Below are 19,036 nucleotides of genomic sequence, written 5' to 3' on the forward strand. Positions count from 1 at the left end.
TACAAGTTGTGGTTTTTTGTTTACATTTAACAAATGAATTTCTTAGCACATTTATACTTATCAAACAATAACACCAATATTATGATTGGTAATTTTATTGCAGATCATATTAGAGGAAATAATTACGAAGGTTTTTCTAAAGAGATTCAGCAAGGTATTTTCTTGCACAGAGAAATTGATACCTTTACAGACGCACATGAAATTGTTCGAAAAAGTAAAAGACGCTTGCACAAACGTTACAGGCATTATGACGGCGTAATTATCGATATTTTTTATGATTATTTTTTAGCAAAGAATTGGGCTGATTATTCGGAAATTCCTTTAAATATTTATACAGATACAATCAATAAAATGTTTTCTGAAATTTCAAATGAATTACCCGTGAAATCTCAAAACTTCATCAAATATATGATTGAATATAACATTCTTTTCAATTATCAATTTGAAGATGGAATAGAAAAAGTATTGATAGGAATGAATCAAAGAACAAAAGGAAAGTCTCAAATGAATTTAGCTATTGAAGATTTACGGAATTTAAAAGTCGAACTTCAAGAAGATTTTACCTTATTTTTTAAAGACTTAATAGCACACACAAATCAGAAATTAAAAGAAATTAAAAATACAATATGAAAAAAACAATCTTATTACTTGCACTTTCTTTGGTGTTCATAAACTGTAAAACATCAGAAAAAAAAGAAAAAACTACAGGTTTAATTACTGAAAAGGCAATGGTGGTTTCTGCCAGAGAAGAAGCTTCTAAAATTGGTTCAGATATTTTAGAAAAAGGTGGTAATGCTTATGATGCAATGGCAGCAACACAACTTGCTCTAGCTGTTGTATACCCAGTTGCTGGTAATATTGGCGGTGGTGGTTTTATGGTTTACCGAGATAAAGATGGAAAAACCGGCGCCTTAGATTTTAGAGAAAAAGCGCCCTTAACCGCAACTAGAGACATGTATCTAGATAAAGATGGAAATGTAATTCCGGGTAAAAGTAGTTTTGGAGTTCACTCTGTTGGTGTTCCTGGTACAATTGCTGGTATTTTTGAAGTTTATAACAAACTAGGAAGCCTTCCTTTTAAGGATTTAATTCAGCCTTCAATAGATATGGCTAGAAATGGTTTTAGCGTTACAAAAAAACAAGCTAGCTCTTTAAATGACACACGTGAACGTTTCGAGAAAGCAAATAATTATAAAATTTTGTTTGATAAAGAGTGGAAAGAAGGAGATTTACTACAACAAGAAGAACTAGCACAAACTCTAGAGCGAATTAGAGATAATGGTCAAGATGGATTCTACAAAGGAAAAACGGCAAATTTATTTGTTGATTATGTAACTGAATTAGGCGGAATTATCTCTTTAGATGATTTAGCAAAATACAAAGCTGTTTGGCGTAAACCAATCAATTTTAAATACAAAGACTATACAATTACAACAATGACGTTGCCTTCTAGTGGCGGAATTTGTTTAGCTCAGATTTTAAAATCTATTGAACCTTATGATTTATCTAAAATTACGCACAACTCTACAGAATACGTACAATTATTAACAGAAGCAGAACGTAGGTCTTATGCAGATAGAGCACATTTTTTAGGTGATATTGACTTTGTAAATGTACCTACAGACAGTTTAATTGCAGACAATTACATAAAAGAAAGAATGAGTTCTTTTTCTTGGGATAAAGCAACAAAATCGTCAGATGTTTCTCATGGAGACATATTGGGTCCTGAAAGCGATCAAACAACCCACTACTCTATTGTAGATCAATTTGGAAATGCCGTTTCTGTAACAACAACTTTAAATACAGGTTATGGCTCTAAAGTATTGGTAAAAGGAGCTGGTTTTTTCTTAAACAATGAAATGGATGATTTTAGCGCAAAACCTGGCGTACCAAATGTGTATGGTTTATTAGGTTCTGAAGCGAATGCAATTGCACCAGAAAAAAGAATGTTAAGCTCTATGACACCAACTATTGTTGAGCATAATGGAAAATTAAAGATGGTTTTAGGAACTCCTGGAGGTTCTACTATTATTACATCTGTTTTACAAAATATTTTAAATGTTGCTGAATATGACATGGGAATGCAAGAATCTGTAAATCAACCAAGATTCCATCATCAATGGATGCCAGATGTTGTTAGAATGGAACCGAATAGTTTTACTACTGAAACAAAAACGAAATTGGAATCTTTAGGTTATGAAATTTTAGAAAGAAATTCTTTAATTATTGGTAGAGTTGATGCAATTCTAGTTTTACCTAACGGAAAATTAGAAGGTGGTGCAGATAAGCGAGGTGATGATGCTGCAGTAGGGTTTTAGAATACGATCAATTCTAGTCCATTTCAGAAATAAATAAATAAATAAATAAATGGAATTTGTATATGGAGTAAAATTTACTAAACCATAAACGTTCTTAATACAGTTTTCTCCTAAAATCGAAAATCACTTGAACTGACAAACTTCAAGTATAAACTTTTGAAACTTAAATAATGATACAACCTTTTCACCTAGCAATTCCCGTTCAAGATTTAGAAAAATGTCGCACTTTTTACAGAGATATTTTAAACTGCGAAGAAGGAAGAAGTACAGATCAATGGGTAGACTTTAATTTCTTCGGACATCAATTAGTTATCCATCAGAAAGAAGGTTATAAACCAACAGCATCTGTAACAAATCCTGTTGATGGTCATGAGGTTCCTGTGCCACATTTTGGAGTTGTTCTAACTTGGGAAGATTGGAACTCTTTAGCAAATCGCCTAAAAGTTGCAAATACAAAATTTGAAATAGCACCTTGTATTCGTTTTAAAGGAAAAGTTGGCGAACAGGCAACCATGTTTTTTAAGGATCCAGAAAATAATGCTTTAGAGTTTAAAGCTTTTAAAGATATGAGTCAATTATTTGCTAAATAAAATAAATTCTCAAATGCCTCCTCGAGCGCAGTCGAGAAGTTCATGTACATATAACAATATAAATAAGCTTCGACAGCTCTCAACCTTACGTCTAAAATAATGCAGTTATCAGAAATTCATATTGCTGAAAAATTAGAAAACTCTATTCGTTTTCAAGAATATGCAGTAGGTATTTTTAAAACGATTCCCACAAAATCTGGTGTAAAAAAAGCCATCAAAAAAGAGCTTATTTTTATTAACGGAAATTTAGCTACAACATCTAAATATATTTCTGGTGGTGAAAAAATTGAACTATTTGAATCTGAGAACTCATCAACTTTTGAAAGATTAGAACTCAATTTAGAAGTGTTGTTTGAAGATGATTATTTAGCAATTATTTACAAACCTGCAGGAATTTTAGTTAGCGGAAACAAATTTGTAACTATTGCAAACGGACTGTCTCAGAATCTTAAAAAAAGCAATCGATCTGATGCTGTAAAACCACAACCAATTCACCGTTTAGACTATCCTACAAGAGGCCTTTTATTAGTAGGGAAGACAAGCTCCTCAATTACTAAATTAGGTGAATTGTTTAAAAATAAAGGAATTCAAAAAACATATTTTGCAATTACGATTGGTAAAATGGAAGAAAAAGGAAAAATTGATTTTCCTATTGATGAAAAAAAGTCATTTACAGAGTTTGAAGTTTTACAAACAGTTATTTCAGAACGTTTTAAAATTTTAAACTTGGTTAAGCTACAACCAAAAACAGGTAGAAAACATCAATTAAGAAAGCATTTATCTACCATTGGAAATCCTATTTTAGGAGATAAAGAATATTTTAAAGAAGGTTTACTTTTAAATGGAAAAGGCTTGTATTTACATGCTTCGAGTTTAGAATTTATGCATCCGTTTACAAATAAAAAAGTGATATTTACGAAAGAACTTCCTAAGAAATTTACAAAAATATTTCAAGGTTTCTTTCTTTAAAATGCATCAAATTAAAGCAAATATTTGCCTTCAAAATCTAAAAAAACAAGTATAATTTAGCCTTTTTAGATTATTAATACCATTCCAAATAAGTTCCGTTAAAAAGTAATAAATTTGTGACTCAATTCCAAAGCCTAAAAATGAAGAAAATTTTCAAATTTTTAATAATTATAATTTTATTACTAGCTACAGCAATCACTGTTTATTATTTTGTAAACAATGAAAAACTTCCCGAAGGTAAACAAGGAAAAGAAGCAGATGCATTAGCTACTAAAATGTTTAAAGCAATAAACCATGAAGCTTTTGAAAATACAGAAATTTTAGAATGGAGTTTTAGAAATGAACATTTTTACAAATGGAACAAGCAAGAAAATATAGTTACTGTTTCTTGGAATAAGAATAAAGTAATTTTACACACAAACCAATCAGAAAAATCTACCGTTTTTGTTGATGATAAAAAAGTAGAAAACAAAGGAATTCTAAAAAATGCAACAGATTTCTTTAATAATGATTCTTTTTGGTTAATTGCACCTTATAAGATTTTTGACACTGGAACCGAAAGAAGCATAGTAAATTATAATGGTAAAGATGCACTTTTAATAACATACACTTCTGGTGGCTCAACTCCCGGAGATTCTTATCTCTGGATTTTAGACGAAAACTACTTCCCAACTTCTTTCAAAATGTGGACAAGCATAATTCCTTTAGGCGGAGTTTCTGCTACGTGGTCTGATTGGAAAACCACCAAAACAGGAATACAACTACCTACAAAACATATACTTTCGTTATTTGGTTTAGAAATAGATATGGGAGACGTAAAAACAGAAAACACGAAAGCAGATGAACTTGCGAATAAAATACTAAAAGCCATAAATAACGAGGCTTTAGAAAAAACACGTTTTTTAGAGTGGAGTTTTGGAGGAAGAAGATCTTTTAAATGGGATAAAGAAAAACATGTTGTAGCTGTTTCTTGGGATACAATTCGTGTGAATTTACATCCTAAAAATAGAGAAAATAGCACCGTTTTCTTCAATAATAAAAAACAAGAAAATACAGATACCACACTTGTAAAAAAAGCTTGGGATATTTTTAATAACGATTCTTTTTGGCTAATAGCTCCTCATAAATTATTTGATTACGGAACCATTAGAAGTATTCGTAAAATAGATAATAAAGAGGCTCTTTTAGTGAAATATACAACAGGAGGAACAACTCCTGGAGATTCATATTTGTGGCTTTTAGACTCTAGTTATATTCCTAAAAGTTATAAAATGTACGTACCAAGTAAAAAAATGGATGGAGTTCCTGCAACTTGGGATGATTGGATATTAACAGAAAGTGGAGCATTATTGCCTTCAAACCACACATTTTCTAATGGAAGTAGGTTGAGCATGGGAGAAGTAAAAGGATACAATTAATGACTTCAAAAATAATAGCAAACGGAATATTAAGAGCTTTAGCTGTAATTTTAGGCATTTTTCTTTTGGGCTATTTTCTATATGCAATTCAGTCTGTAATTGTGTACATAATTATTGCAGGAATTTTATCTTTAATAGCAAGACCTATAATTCTTCTTTTAAGAAAGAAATTAAAATTTCCAAATACAGTTGCTGTCATTTTTACAATGGTTTTAATGCTAGCGCTTTTAGCAGGTTTAATAGGAATGTTTATTCCTTTAATTACAGAACAAGGAAAAAGTTTATCGTTATTAGAAGTCGATAAATTACAAGAAAATGTACAACATATTTTTAACCAAATAACAACCTACTTCTCTTCTAAAGGAATAGATGTTTTAGGTGAGTTAAAAAACTTAGATTTAGCTTCCCAATTTAAAGAAGTTCCTACTTTTTTAAATGCTATTTTAGGTACAGTTGGTACTTTAAGTATTGGTTTATTTTCTGTATTGTTTATCTCTTTCTTTTTTATGAAAGACAACCAACTGTTAAAAAATGGTGTAATGACAATAATACCCAATGAAACAGAAAGTAGATTTTCAAAATCATTAGAAACTATTAATAATTTATTATCTAGATATTTTATTGGTTTAATATCACAAATTACTATTCTATTTATCTTATACACTATTATTTTGTTAATTTTTGGTATTCATAATGCAGTTGTTATTGCTTTTTTATGCGCGCTGTTAAACTTAATACCTTATGTTGGCCCAATGATTGGTGCTGTAATTATGTTTATTTTATCTATGACAAGTAATATTGGTTTAGATTTTCAAGATGAAATTTTACCAACCACTATTTATGTGATGCTTGGCTATTTAATAGCTCAATTGATTGATAATTTTGTGAGTCAGCCAGTTATTTTTTCAAAAACCACAAAATCTCATCCATTAGAAATTTTCTTAATTATAGTTATTGGTGGTTTATTGTTTGGCATTGTTGGTATGATTACTGCTGTACCGTTGTATACCGCTTTAAAAGTTATTTTAAAAGAATTTTTATCTGACAATAAAATTGTAAAATCATTAACTAAAGACCTATAATTTCTTTTGAATTTAGACATTTTACGCCCAGAAGTTCAGCAATTTATTTCAGATAATTTAAAATCAGACATTACAAAACTGATTTTTAAAGGAAGTCCTTTTAATGGTATTTCTGTTCAGGAATTGGCAAATCAAATTGTTGCAAAACAAAAAGCTGCTACCAAATTATCTACGTGGTTTACTACCAAAAACATCTACTATCCAGAGAAAGTAAGTATCGAGCAAACATCTTCAGAAATAACAGCAAAATACAAATCAGAAATAATTGAAGGAGCTTCAATTACTGATATTACAGGAGGTTTTGGAGTCGATTGTTTCTATTTTTGTAAACACTTTAAAAAAGTTGTTCATTGTGAAATTAACAAAGAATTATCTGCTATTGTAAAGCACAATTATCAACAATTAAAGAAAGTAAATATTGTAACTTTTTCTGGTGATGGACTTCAATATTTAAAAAATAATGAAAATAATTTCGACTGTATTTACATAGATCCATCAAGAAGAAACGATCTTAAAGGAAAAGTCTTTTTACTAAAAGATTGTTTGCCAAATGTGCCAGAAAACATTGATTTTCTATTTAGTAAAACCAATCAAATTTTACTTAAAAACTCGCCAATACTAGATATTACAAGTGCAATTAACGAACTAAATTTTGTAAAAGAAATTCATGTTATTGCCATTCAGAATGAAGTGAAAGAAGTATTATTTTTACTCGAAAAAAACTACGAAAAAGAGATTCAGATAAAAACGATTAACTCCCTAAAAAACGGTACACAGAAATTCAATTTTAATTTAAATGAAAGTGTGCATTCAAACTATTCTAAACCACTCACCTATTTGTACGAACCGAACGCTGCTGTTCTAAAATCTGGCGGATTTCATCAAGTATCGAAGCAATTAGATGTTTTTAAACTGCACCAACATTCTCATTTATATACTTCAGAGAATGCAATAGATTTTCCAGGCAGAACATTTAAAATAGAAAAGGTAATTTCTTATGATAAAAAGAAAATAAGCAAACTGTTAACAGAGAAAAAAGCGAATATTACAACTAGAAATTTCCCAAAAACAGTTGCTTTAATTAGAAAAGAAACAAAAATAAAAGATGGCGGTACTACTTTCTTATTTTTCTCTACAGATCTAGACAATAAGTTGATTTGTCTTTTTTGTTCAAAAATTGAAATATGATTTTAAAAAGTTAAAAGTAAACAGATCTTTAAAACTGTAACTATTTTCAGTAAATTTGTACAGAAAGCTCAACCTTCTACTGTATGCAAACGTTAACTTACCAAGGAATTAAAATTACGAGTAGATTACAAACCTCTGTAAACGATGCTTTAGTGGTAGAAGCCCCATTGCAAATTAACATTAATAAGCAAGCTTACACCGTTGTTATGAGAACGCCAGACAATGATTTTGAACTTGTAAGAGGTTTGCTTTATGCAGAAGATATTTATAAAAGTACCACGAACTTTAATTTTGAAATAGTTAAAGAAGAAAATGAAATTCCTTCAATTATAAACGTAACCATTCCTAAAGAAAATTTAGGGAAAGGATATTTAAATAAAAGAACATTATTATCTGTTTCTTCTTGCGGAATTTGTGGAAAACAAGAACTAAAAGATATAAAAGTGGAAGGAGAAAAACTGATTCAAAACACTAGTTTTTCTTCAGAAATTCTGCACAAAATGTTCTCTGAAATGAAAGATTTTCAAGAAACATTTAAAACTTCTGGAGGAAGTCATGCCGCCGCAATTTTTAACAAAAAACATACTTTATTAACCATAAAAGAAGATATTGGTAGACACAACGCTGTTGATAAAACGGTTGGAGATTTATTGATGAAAAAATCACTAAAAAAAGCAAATTACTTACTTGTTAGCGGGCGCGTTTCTTACGAAATTGTATCGAAGGCATTTATTGCAAAAATCCCTATTATTGTTGCTGTTTCTGCCTGCTCTTCTCTTGCTGTAGATTTTGCAAAAGAATTCGGAATTTGCTTGATTGGTTTTACCAGAGAAGAAAAAATGACGATTTATTCAAATCCTGATTTTATAAAAAATTTAGAAAATGTCTAAAAAAACAAACGCACAACCACCAGAAAAATTAACAGGGATTCAGTTAAAAAAAATCCCTACATCTGCTGTAGGAATTAAAGCAATTATCTCTGCCCTAACACATATAAAAGATGAAGTTGGTATTGTAAAAGGTATTACTTTATTAAAAAACATCAACCAAAAAGATGGTTTCGATTGCCCAGGTTGTGCGTGGCCAGATCCTGACGCAAAACGTGCTTTCTTAGCAGAATATTGCGAAAATGGTGCAAAAGCTGTTGCAGAAGAAACGACCAAGAATAAAGTTTCTCCGCTGTTTTTTGCAACGCATTCTGTAGAAGAATTATCTAAACTTTCTGATTATGAAATTGGTAAGAGCGGGCGAATTACACAACCTATGTATTTGCCAGAAGGAAAGGACAACTACGAAGAAATTTCTTGGGAAGCAGCTTTTAAAATAGTGGGCGAAGAATTAAATGCTCTCAAGTCACCAGACGAAGCTATTTTTTACACTTCTGGTAGAACAAGTAATGAAGCTGCATTTTTATACCAACTTTTTGTAAGGCAATTTGGAACGAATAATTTACCAGATTGCTCAAATATGTGTCATGAATCTAGCGGAAGTGCACTGTCTGAAACATTAGGTATCGGTAAAGGATCTGTTACTTTAGAAGATTTTAATCATGCAGATTTGGTTATTGTAATGGGGCAAAACCCCGGAACAAATCACCCAAGAATGTTAACTGCTTTAGGCGATACAAAAAAACGTGGCGGAAAAATTATTACTATAAATCCGTTACCAGAAGTTGGTTTAATCAATTACAAAGATCCTCAAAACCCGTTAAAATGGTTTGGAGAAGGACAAGATTTAACCGATTTATTTCTTCAAGTAAAAATAAATGGAGATGTAGCCTTGTTAAAAATCATTCTAAAGTTAATGAAAGAACAAGAAACTAAAAAACCAGGATCTGTTTTTAATCATCAATTTATAGAAGAAAAAACAGCAGGAATAGAAGGTTTATTAGAAGATTTAGATACATATTCGATTGATGAATTAATTCCTCAAACGGGTTTAGAACTTGAAGAAATAGAAAAAGCGACAGAACTCATCATCAATAATGAAAAAATAATTATTTGTTGGGCAATGGGCTTAACACAACATAAAAATGCAGTAGATAATATTCGTGAAATTGTAAACATTTTGCTACTAAAAGGAAGTATTGGAAAAGAAGGAGCAGGAACTTGTCCTGTTCGTGGTCATTCTAATGTTCAAGGTGATAGAACAATGGGAATCTGGGAAAAACCACCAATTTCTTTTTTAGATAACCTAGAAAAAGAATTTAACTTTAAAGCACCACGAAAACATGGTTTTGATGTTGTTGACGCAATTGAAGCAATGCACCAAAAGAAAGCAAAAGTATTTATTGGAATGGGGGGTAATTTTGTTTCTGCAACACCAGATACAGAGTTTACTGCAACTGCATTAAAAAACTGTAATTTAACAGTTCAAATCTCTACAAAATTAAACAGAAGTCATTTAATAACAGGTAAAAAGGCTTTGATTTTACCTTGCTTAGGTCGTTCAGAACAAGATATTCAATCTTCTGGAGCGCAATTTATTACTGTAGAAGACTCTATGGGAGTTGTGCATCAATCTCACGGTCATTTAAAACCTCATTCAGAAAAATTATTGAGTGAACCAGCAATTGTTGTTGGTTTGGCAAATGCTACTTTAAAAAACGATACAATAAACTGGACTGCCTTTACGGCTAATTACGATTTAATTCGAACTAAAATTGAAGCTACAATTCCTGGTTTTGAAAATTATAATGATCGTGTTCGTGTAAAAGGTGGCTTTTACTTACCCAATAATGCCAGAGAAAACAACTTCTCTCCTACTGCAACAGGGAAAGCAAATTTTACGTTAAATGAACCGTCTGATTTAGATTTAGAAAAGAATCAATTTATAATGATGACAATTAGAACTCACGACCAATACAATACTACTATTTATGGTTTAGACGATAGATATAGAGGTGTTTTAAATGAAAGAAGAGTTGTTTTCATGAACGAAGAAGATATGCAAGAACAGAATTTGAAACAATTAGATTTGGTAGATTTAACAAGTCATTTTAATGGTGAAAAAAGAACTGCAAAAGGTTTTTTAGTAGTGAGTTATAATATTCCTAAACAATGTACAGCTACTTATTTTCCGGAAGCGAATGTACTAGTTCCTCTTAAAAGTGTCGCTAAAATTAGTAATACGCCTACTTCTAAAACGGTTATTATTAGTATTGAAAAAAGATAATTTATATTTGTAAAATCTTAAAAAAAATAAACCTGTGAAAAACTCACTTCTTTTAATTTTAGTAATGCTATGTAGTCATTTTTCAGTAGCACAAACTGAAAGTATTCCAAAAATGAAAACTCAAAAAGGGTTTATTAAAATTGATTTTTTATCAATTGAAATGCCTGAAACGAATATTTTGAACGAATCGAACATGGGTTTTTCTGGTATTCATTATAATCTTTTTTTAAATGAGTCTTTCTATACTGGTATTGGTATTTATGGTTCTACGAGTGGGCAAAGAGGTGGTTTTTTTACTTTAGGCATAAATGCAGGGTTCAAAAAATATTTAAACAAAAAATTATATATAGATACTGGTTTCCATTTTGGCGGCGGAGGAGGCGCAGGAGCTCCTGATGGTGGTGGTGCATTTATTTTACCCCACGTAAATTTGGGTTATAGTTTCGAACATTTTTCTTTAAATACGGGTTGGAGTTATGTAAACTTTTTTGATGATGGATTAATCAAAGGAAATCAATTAAATGTAGCATTAGAGATTCCTATAGATTTTAATTATTCAATATATAAGAACTCAGAAAGTACGTTTTCTTCAGAAGTTTTAAATACTTCTTCATGGAATCAAAAAACAAAGAAAACATCATTTATGCTACATCTTAATAATTTAAAAGTAAAAAGTGATGCTGATGCGACTACAGGAGAAGTCTTGAAAGGAAAAACAATAAGACTTGCAGGTTTTGAGTTTTCAAATTATTTATCAAAAAATTGGTTTGCATTTTTAAAAGTTGATGGTGCTTATAGCGGAATTAGGGCCGGCTATATGGATGTTCTTTTAGGAGCTGGATACAATTTCTCTTTCAACAAAAACAGGACGAATATTTTAACAAAATTTGGTATTGGTGCTGGTGGTGGTGGTGGTGTAGATTCTGAAGGAGGTTTTATGTTATATCCTGACATTTCTATTGAACAACAATTATTTAGTGATGTTTATATCTCTTTAAATAAAGGTTATTTATTAACTCCTAGTCGCTATTTTTCTACTTCAACATTCGGAGTTGGGTTAAAATATTATGTAGAAAGAAACGGTTCTTTTTCTAATGAAAAGACTTTTAACAAAGGTAAATTTAAAGGTATTGAAGTTGTTTTAAAACAAGATTGGTATTTTAATGCTAAGAGAATGACAAACCCTACAGAAGATATGCATCAAATATCTTTACAAGTTAATTTAGACTTAAATAAGAACTTATTTTTAGCAGGTCAAACCTCTTTTGCTAATTTTGGTAATGCTGGCGCTTATGCAGAAGGCCTTGTTGGTTTCGGTGTAAAAACGAATAATTTATTAAATGGAAAGACTACTTTTTTTACACAATTTTTGGCTGGTGCCGCTGGTGGAGGAAATATAAGTACAGGTGAAGGCCTTATTATAAAGCCAAGTATTGGTACTGATTATCAATTAAATAGCACTTTAAGTTTAAGAGGTGCTTTTGGTTATGTTAAAGCTAAAGGAGGTAACCTAAGTAACCCTTTTATAAATTTTGGATTAAAATATAATTTCTCTTTTTTAAATATGAAATAATTTAATGTGTATGTGTATTTGCAGTAGTTGACACTCCCTTTATTTACTAATATTATCTAAAGTATTAAAAAGAAACTACTCCCCACAGTAAGTTTATAGCGTGTTTAAATTAAATAAAAAAAGAGCAACTATAGTAGTTGCTCTTTTTTTATGTACACTTCCAATAATTAGCATTCTTTAAAGGTATCTTTTTGATTAAAATAAATAATGCAGAAATGAAGTTCTTTTCTTCTACAGTAACCCTGTTAACAATAACACCTTTCACAAACTTCATTTTTTATTCGAATAAAAAATGAAGTTTGTGAAAGTCTAAATTTTAACATAACTACCTTCTTCTACAGAAATTTCATCCTTCATAAAATCGAACAACATAAAACTTCTATTAACTCCTATTAGTTTAACCATATGAAGACTGTTCCCTAATTCTGGATTCCAAGCACATTTAACTTTTACACGATTATCTGTATACCCATAAATATAGTCTCCTCTCCTTTTATTTTCAAATAAAACCATTTTTTCTTCACCTAACTGGTTTTCATAAAAAGCTTGAAGTTTCTTCTTAGAGAGCTCTACAAGTACTTTTTTTCTTTTTTTACGTACATTTTTTGAAACAGAACCGTCCTTTATTTCAAATGCTTTTGTTCCTCTTTTATCGGAATACATTGTAGGAGCGATATAAGAAATATCTGCTTCTAATAAAAAATTAACACTCTCATTAAACAGCTCGTCAGTTTCTCCTGGAAAACCAACAATAATTTCAACAACGATATAAGCATCAGGCATTATTTTTTTGATGTTTAGAAACAAATCCTTATAAGCACTTAAAGGGAAAGGACGATTCATATTTTTTAATACCGTATCGCTTCCGCTATCCATCTTTATGCTAAAATATGGTGAAAACCTTATCGATTCTTTTATAAACTCTAATGTTGCATCACTAAACATTGGGGTGGTGACGGATAAAAAAGAAAAACGATGAATTCCTCCAATTTTATCAAGTTTTTTTAGTAAATCAAGAAAGCTGTGGGGGTGATTTAAATTCCCTTTCTCTCCTTTACCAAAATCCCCAATATTATCTCCAATTAAAACAATATCTTTTATTCCTTCATCTGCCATATCTTTCGCATTTGATAAAATATTATCTAAAGTATCACTTCTAGAAGCACCTTTTAGTAGCGGAATTAAACAATAAGCGCATTCATGACTACACCCTTCTTGTATCTTTAGAGAAACGGTAGTTATTTCTTTAGAAATTTTTGATAAATACCCGTTTTTTCTTGAATTTTTAGAAAACCAAGCCAATAGAAGGTAAAACATAAGCGTAACAAACATTTCTACAGCTTCGTAAAGCCCTATATAATCTGTGATAAAAAAATGACAAAGAATTACCATTAACATTCCTGCTGCTGCGTATTGAGAAACAATTACAGAAACTATGTTTCTTCTAAAAAGTAAAATAGCTGCAACAAAATTTGCTAAAGCAGTTAACAAATAACCATAGAAGACCCACATAGGAGACTTATCAAACATTTCTCTAATTGTTTCTGGTAAAAAAATTAAAAGAAAATCTATCTGAAAGAACCTAACACCCCATAAAAGGATGAATAAAAAACTAAAAATTATTGCAAAAATAGCTCCTACTTTAAAAGAACCTAACGTTTTATTTTTGTACGAAAGCATAATGAAATGGGGGATTTAAGAATCCCAAAATACAAAATAAACTCTAAGGCAAAAGCTTATTTCTCAAAAAAAAGCTAGAACTTCTATTTTATTATAAATCAAAGCTAAAATACTAATATCAAATGGTAACATCATTGTAATAAAAAAAAACAGGGCTCTTTATTCTTAGTTAAAAAAACACCTACTTTTAAATCATTTGTTATAGTTAGAAATCTTCTACATTATAAAGAATAATACAAACTAACCTAAATAATTGAATACTACTTTAACTAGGCATTTCAAACATATTTAAATGTTTTTTTAAAATTCCTGAAGGCGTTTTTTTTGTTTCATCAAAAATTCGTGTATCACCAAATAAAATAAAACTATCTCTTGCTCTTGAAACAGCTACATTTAACATGTTTGGCTTGTTGTCTCTATCAAAAAACAATACCCCTTCATCTTTATTGCTATAAACAGAACTAAACAATACGATATTACGCTCAGCTCCTTGAAGCGCATGCACCGTTCCTAGTTTTATTTCATTTACTTTAAATCCAGATTGAATTAAAGCTTTGGAAAGTTCTGCTTTCTGACTAGCAAATGGTGTAATTATACCTAAAACACCTTCAATAGCATCTACATTGTAAGCACTTTTTATATCTTCTTTATGTCTATTTAACCATAAAATAATCGCTTTAACTTCGTTTATATTATGACGACTATTAAATTTACGTTCACTAACCCCCGCTACATGGTAAGCCATCATAGAAGCAAATATCTGATCTTTATGAGCTTTACCTTTCATTGGTTTTAAAATACCATCGTATGCCAATTCATTACAAAACCCAATAATTTCATCATTACACCTTCGATGCTCTAATAATAACAAACCATTTTCTTTTTTAGTAACTAATGGTGTTTGATATTCACAGGTGTTTTGAGCCATTTTCATGATGCTTCCACTAGAAGCTAAAAAGCCTATTTCATTTAAATAGGAAGTTTGCGATTGATCTTTGATAATATTTTGATCAATTAAATTTCCAAAATCAATTTTTGGAGGAATAGACCAAATAGGTTCTATCTGTTTTAAATCTCCTACAACAATTGCTTTTTTTGCTAATGAAAATATAGGAATACTAACTTCTGGTGTTACTTGGCCAGCTTCATCAATAATCAATAAATCTAAAAAATTAAACAAAGGAAGGTATTCGAAAACAGGCTTTCCTTCTTCATTTTCACCTTGATACTGGCTGTATAAAAAATGAGTAGGCGCCATGTATAAAGTTGCAACAAAACAAGGCGTAAGCATCGCTCTTCGTTTCCATTTTGCCATTACCGTTTTTTCACCAGTTCCTCTTTCTGTTTCGTTTTCTAAAACATCTTCTGTTTCTAAAAGCCATCTTGCTTCCCAATAATGAGTTGCTAATAAAAAGGCTTTATGACGTAAGCTTAAATCTATTTCATCGTAAAAAAAACGATGTGTTTTATCATCAGATGCCATCTTTTCATATTCAAACTCCCACATTTGCTCTTCTGAAATAAAAGGATATCCTGTAATATTATTTTGATGTTTCCAATTCTTCAATTTTAAGTTTGAAGATAAAGCCAAATTAAGGTCTGCAATGCATTTTTTTATAAAAACGAGCGCAGTTTTGTTATCTATAAGTGCTTCGTCATTAACAATAAAAATATGTTCTGAATTCGGGGTGTTTTCTTCCGAAGAAACTTTAAAATAACGTTTTATTTCATTGATAAATTTCTCTTCCTTCGAATACGACTTTATCTTGGTTATAATCGTTCTCCATTCTTGCAAATTTAATATTTGAATTGCATTTTTTTTAATGTGATTTTCCTTATCAAGTAATAAGTTGTTAATTCTTTCAATAGAAAGTAAATAGTTTTGAGAGATGCGAACTCCTTCTATTAAATTGTCTTCTAAAATTGAAATTTCTTCTTGAAGGTGTTCACAAGCAACTTCTAATGATTCTGCTTTAAAACCAAAATAATCAAAATAATTACTGAAATAAAAATGCTTCGCATCTAGCAAATACTCTTCATTTTCTAAATCGCATAAAGTACCTTCATTCCCAAACATATTCCCTTTTAGATAATTTATGTCTTTTAAGCTTTTTTCACTTTTAGAGTTTGAAGGTAAATAAGTTGCGTACCCATTAAAACCAGGAATCCAGCGTTCTGCTAGATTTTCCATATCACTTTTAGAATTGATAAAACTATCTATAATATTTGTTACTGCTTGGTTATTTGTTGAACACGCTAAAATAACAGGTGCTTCTTCACCTTTAATAGCTGCTCTCACCACTTCTGTAGCCACCAAACTTTGTAATAAAGTAGTTTTTCCTGTTCCTGGAGGTCCGTTTACTGCTGTAATGGCATTTTCTTCCGCAGTAAAATAAGATAATAAGGTTTTTCTTTGACTTATAGAGAGCGGAAATTCATTAGACATTTGACCTAAATGCAAATGATTGAAATCTAAAAAGCCTTTATCGGTAATTGGATCTCTTCGTTCTCTGTTATTTGGATTTATTATTTTTGAAATTAACGGAAGTTCTTCTGCTGTATTTATTAAGTTCTCATATAAAAAAAGAATACTTTTTGCTGCTGAAATTTTAGAACTTCTAGCAAAATAGGTGGCTTTATGATTTGTTGTATATCCGTCGGCTCTATAACTATTTATATTACCATAAGTAATTTCTGAGAAAACCTTATTAATATAATTCCAATAAGCTCCCCATTCTATTTCTTCATTTTCAACTTCTGGTTTTTCTAACTCTCTTGCTGCTGCAATTGTTTCTATTGAAGAAAAAATAAAATCGTTTCCAACCTCTGCAATTGGATCTAAATAATTACGAACTATTAATGGGAATATTTCTTTCGGAGCAGATAGTTGGCCCAAACGATTTATGCTGGCAGTAATCCAAAACGGATGAATTGTTTTCTGCTTGAAATTAGTGTCATTCGATTGAAAGTCTAGTTGAAAAGGAGCAATAATAATTTCAGCGTCAAATACTTTATGCCAATTCGCACTCTCTTTTTTTGTGATTCCTTTAAGCCTATTAATTCTCTTCTCTTCGAAATCGAGCATTTCTGCAGCATTTTCCGGATTAATAGTTGCCGTGCTTAAATCGCAATAATTTTGATGAAATAAATTTTTGATTCTAGAAATGTCTACCGCTAAATTTTCACTATCAGTTAAACTATTTTTATAATAATTTAACCAGTTTTTTATGTTGCTCATGTATTTTCTAGAATTCGTAGTTAGTAGCTTAAAAAAAATTGAGCGCGAATATATACTTTTAGATGTTTACTCTTATTGAATTTGATGGCATTATTAAATGAAAAAATGAAACTAATTCGTTAATTACTGAACGCTAACTTATTAATCATATTTTAATTTAATAGTGAAATAGTCCCATTTTGGATAGATTATTTTTCACAAAATATACACCTAATTTATTCGTCTTCTTTCATCACTTTTTATCTAAAAAGAAATGACTTTAAAATAACTAAAACAAAGAGGGAAGAAAGTTTAGAACAACAAAAAACCTTACTATTTCTAGTAAGGTTTAAGTGAGCCCTGAAGGATTCACAAAAAACCATCACCTTGTTTAATTGAATTTAACAGCTTATCTTTGGTAATAAGGATTGGCATAATCAATTTTAATTAATCATTTCTTTTTAAAATTTAGTTTTCGCCCCCTTTTTTGTCCCCTATTTAATAAAGTAGAATAACCTACGTTTATGAGTCATTCTTCTTTATTTAATAAATAATAACTGAATTTAATTTAAAAAAATGGAACTAAAGTTTGTGTTGCGCAAAGATAAAATAAATAAAAACGGTTCTTGTCCGATAAGGGCAGATATTTCTATTAATGGACAAAGAGTCAGAAAAACACTAACAGGTGTTAAATCCTCCGAAAAAGATTGGAAAAACAATAGAATTAAAGCTAATTTAAAAAATGAAAAATATAATTTTCATGATGAATTCAATAATAAAATAAAAGAATTCGAGGATAAAGTTGATACAATATTTAGATACATTAGAGCTAATAATGTTATTGCTGACAGAGACTATATTATTGAAAAATTAAATGATGATTATTTTGGTAAAAACAGTTTAGTAAAAGATTTTTTCACAACCTATCAAGAATATATAGACAAATCTAAAAACAGAGTCGTTCCTGGTTCTATTAGACGATATAAATCGAATAAGAAATTCTTTGAAGATTTTGAAGCGTTTACAGGCTATAAAATGCACTTTGATTCTATAAATTTAGAATTTTACGAAAAACTAACTACCTATTGTTTTGAAGAAAGAAATACATTGAATAATTACTTCGGAAAATTAGTTACTGGTATTAAGGCTTTTATGAATTGGGCTTTTGAAAGAGATTATCATCAAAACATAACTTTCAAAAAATTTAAAGCTCCAAAAGATAGAATTGAAGTAATTTACTTAACAATAGATGAATTAAAAAAATTATACAATTTTAAATTTGAAAACCCAAAACTAGATAAAGTTAGGGATTTATACTGCTTTTCAAGTTTTAGTGGACTTCGTTTTAGTGACTTAAAGAATTTAAAAAGCTCTAATATTTATGAAGACTACATAAGATTTAATATCCAAAAAACAAGAACAATAGACCATATTACCCCTTTAAATAAGTTCACCAAAGAAATACTCTCGAAATATAAAGAAACAATCTACGAGCCATTACCAAAAATTAGCTCACAAAAATATAATGAGTATCTAAAAATTGTATGTGCAAAAGCTGATATTACTCAAAAAGTAAACATTACTCGATTTATTGGTAGTAAACGTATTGATGAAGAAATTCCAAAATGTGATTTAATAACCAGCCACACCGCCAAAAAAACTTTTGTATCAAATAGCCTTGCATTGGGAATTAATTTAGAGATTATTAAACTAACCACAGGAAATACTGATGATAAAACTTTTGAAACCTACACACATATACCTAATCAGTTAAAAATAAATGAAATAACTAAATATTGGAATAAAATTTAATCATTAAAACAAAAA

The 19,036-nt window shown here is 29.9% G+C and carries 13 protein-coding genes; 11 read left to right on the plus strand and 2 right to left on the minus strand.

What is annotated here, in order from left to right:
* Nucleotides 1–81 precede the first annotated feature (81 nt).
* The 10 genes from CW731_RS06145 (at nt 82) to CW731_RS06190 (ending at nt 12,312) form a co-directional block, all read left to right on the plus strand.
* A complete protein-coding gene (locus tag CW731_RS06145; RefSeq protein WP_100947642.1) occupies nt 82–630 on the plus strand; it encodes an ACP phosphodiesterase in 549 nt (182 codons plus the stop codon).
* Nucleotides 627–2,318 carry a gamma-glutamyltransferase gene (gene ggt / locus CW731_RS06150; RefSeq protein ID WP_100945893.1) on the plus strand — a complete coding sequence of 564 codons (1,692 nt, stop codon included), beginning with the start codon at nt 627–629 and terminating at the stop codon, nt 2,316–2,318. The genes CW731_RS06145 and ggt overlap by 4 nt, the downstream gene beginning before the upstream one ends.
* 170 nt (nt 2,319–2,488) lie before the next feature.
* Nucleotides 2,489–2,908 carry a VOC family protein gene (locus CW731_RS06155; RefSeq protein ID WP_100945894.1) on the plus strand — a complete coding sequence of 140 codons (420 nt, stop codon included), beginning with the start codon at nt 2,489–2,491 and terminating at the stop codon, nt 2,906–2,908.
* A gap of 99 nt (nt 2,909–3,007) precedes the next feature.
* The gene (locus CW731_RS06160; protein WP_100945895.1) at nt 3,008–3,877 is read left to right on the plus strand and encodes an RluA family pseudouridine synthase; all 870 of its coding nucleotides are present in this window, start codon (nt 3,008–3,010) and stop codon (nt 3,875–3,877) included.
* Nucleotides 3,878–4,017: 140 nt separating this feature from the next.
* Nucleotides 4,018–5,295, plus strand: a complete 1,278-nt coding sequence (locus CW731_RS06165; RefSeq protein ID WP_100945896.1) for a hypothetical protein — start codon at nt 4,018–4,020, stop codon at nt 5,293–5,295.
* A complete protein-coding gene (locus tag CW731_RS06170) occupies nt 5,295–6,377 on the plus strand; it encodes an AI-2E family transporter (protein WP_100945897.1) in 1,083 nt (360 codons plus the stop codon). Before CW731_RS06165 ends, CW731_RS06170 begins: the two co-directional genes overlap by 1 nt.
* Nucleotides 6,378–6,383: 6 nt before the next feature.
* On the plus strand, nt 6,384–7,565 hold the full coding sequence (locus CW731_RS06175; protein ID WP_100945898.1) for a class I SAM-dependent methyltransferase: 1,182 nt from the start codon (nt 6,384–6,386) through the stop codon (nt 7,563–7,565).
* A gap of 83 nt (nt 7,566–7,648) precedes the next feature.
* On the plus strand, nt 7,649–8,455 hold the full coding sequence (fdhD, locus tag CW731_RS06180) for a formate dehydrogenase accessory sulfurtransferase FdhD (protein ID WP_100945899.1): 807 nt from the start codon (nt 7,649–7,651) through the stop codon (nt 8,453–8,455).
* Nucleotides 8,448–10,739 (plus strand): FdhF/YdeP family oxidoreductase, encoded by a 2,292-nt coding sequence (locus CW731_RS06185; protein WP_100945900.1) that lies wholly within the window; start codon nt 8,448–8,450, stop codon nt 10,737–10,739. Before fdhD ends, CW731_RS06185 begins: the two co-directional genes overlap by 8 nt.
* A gap of 112 nt (nt 10,740–10,851) precedes the next feature.
* Nucleotides 10,852–12,312, plus strand: coding sequence for a hypothetical protein (locus CW731_RS06190; RefSeq protein ID WP_232734737.1), 1,461 nt, complete (start codon nt 10,852–10,854; stop codon nt 12,310–12,312).
* A 309-nt stretch (nt 12,313–12,621) separates the two neighbouring features.
* Here the strand turns inward: CW731_RS06190 and CW731_RS06195 are convergent, their stop codons facing one another.
* Both CW731_RS06195 and CW731_RS06200 read right to left on the minus strand, forming a co-directional pair.
* Nucleotides 12,622–13,992 (minus strand): radical SAM protein, encoded by a 1,371-nt coding sequence (locus CW731_RS06195; protein WP_100945901.1) that lies wholly within the window; start codon nt 13,990–13,992, stop codon nt 12,622–12,624.
* 265 nt (nt 13,993–14,257) lie between these two features.
* Nucleotides 14,258–17,230: an ATP-binding protein gene (locus CW731_RS06200; protein WP_100945902.1), complete on the minus strand. Its 2,973-nt coding sequence runs from the start codon at nt 17,228–17,230 to the stop codon at nt 14,258–14,260.
* Between the two features lie 555 nt (nt 17,231–17,785).
* On the opposite strand from CW731_RS06200, the gene CW731_RS06205 reads away from it, so the two are divergent.
* A complete protein-coding gene (locus CW731_RS06205) occupies nt 17,786–19,021 on the plus strand; it encodes a site-specific integrase (RefSeq protein WP_100945903.1) in 1,236 nt (411 codons plus the stop codon).
* Nucleotides 19,022–19,036 lie beyond the last annotated feature (15 nt).

The sequence above is a fragment of the Polaribacter sp. ALD11 genome (genome assembly GCF_002831685.1).
In the GTDB taxonomy this organism is placed as follows: domain Bacteria; phylum Bacteroidota; class Bacteroidia; order Flavobacteriales; family Flavobacteriaceae; genus Polaribacter.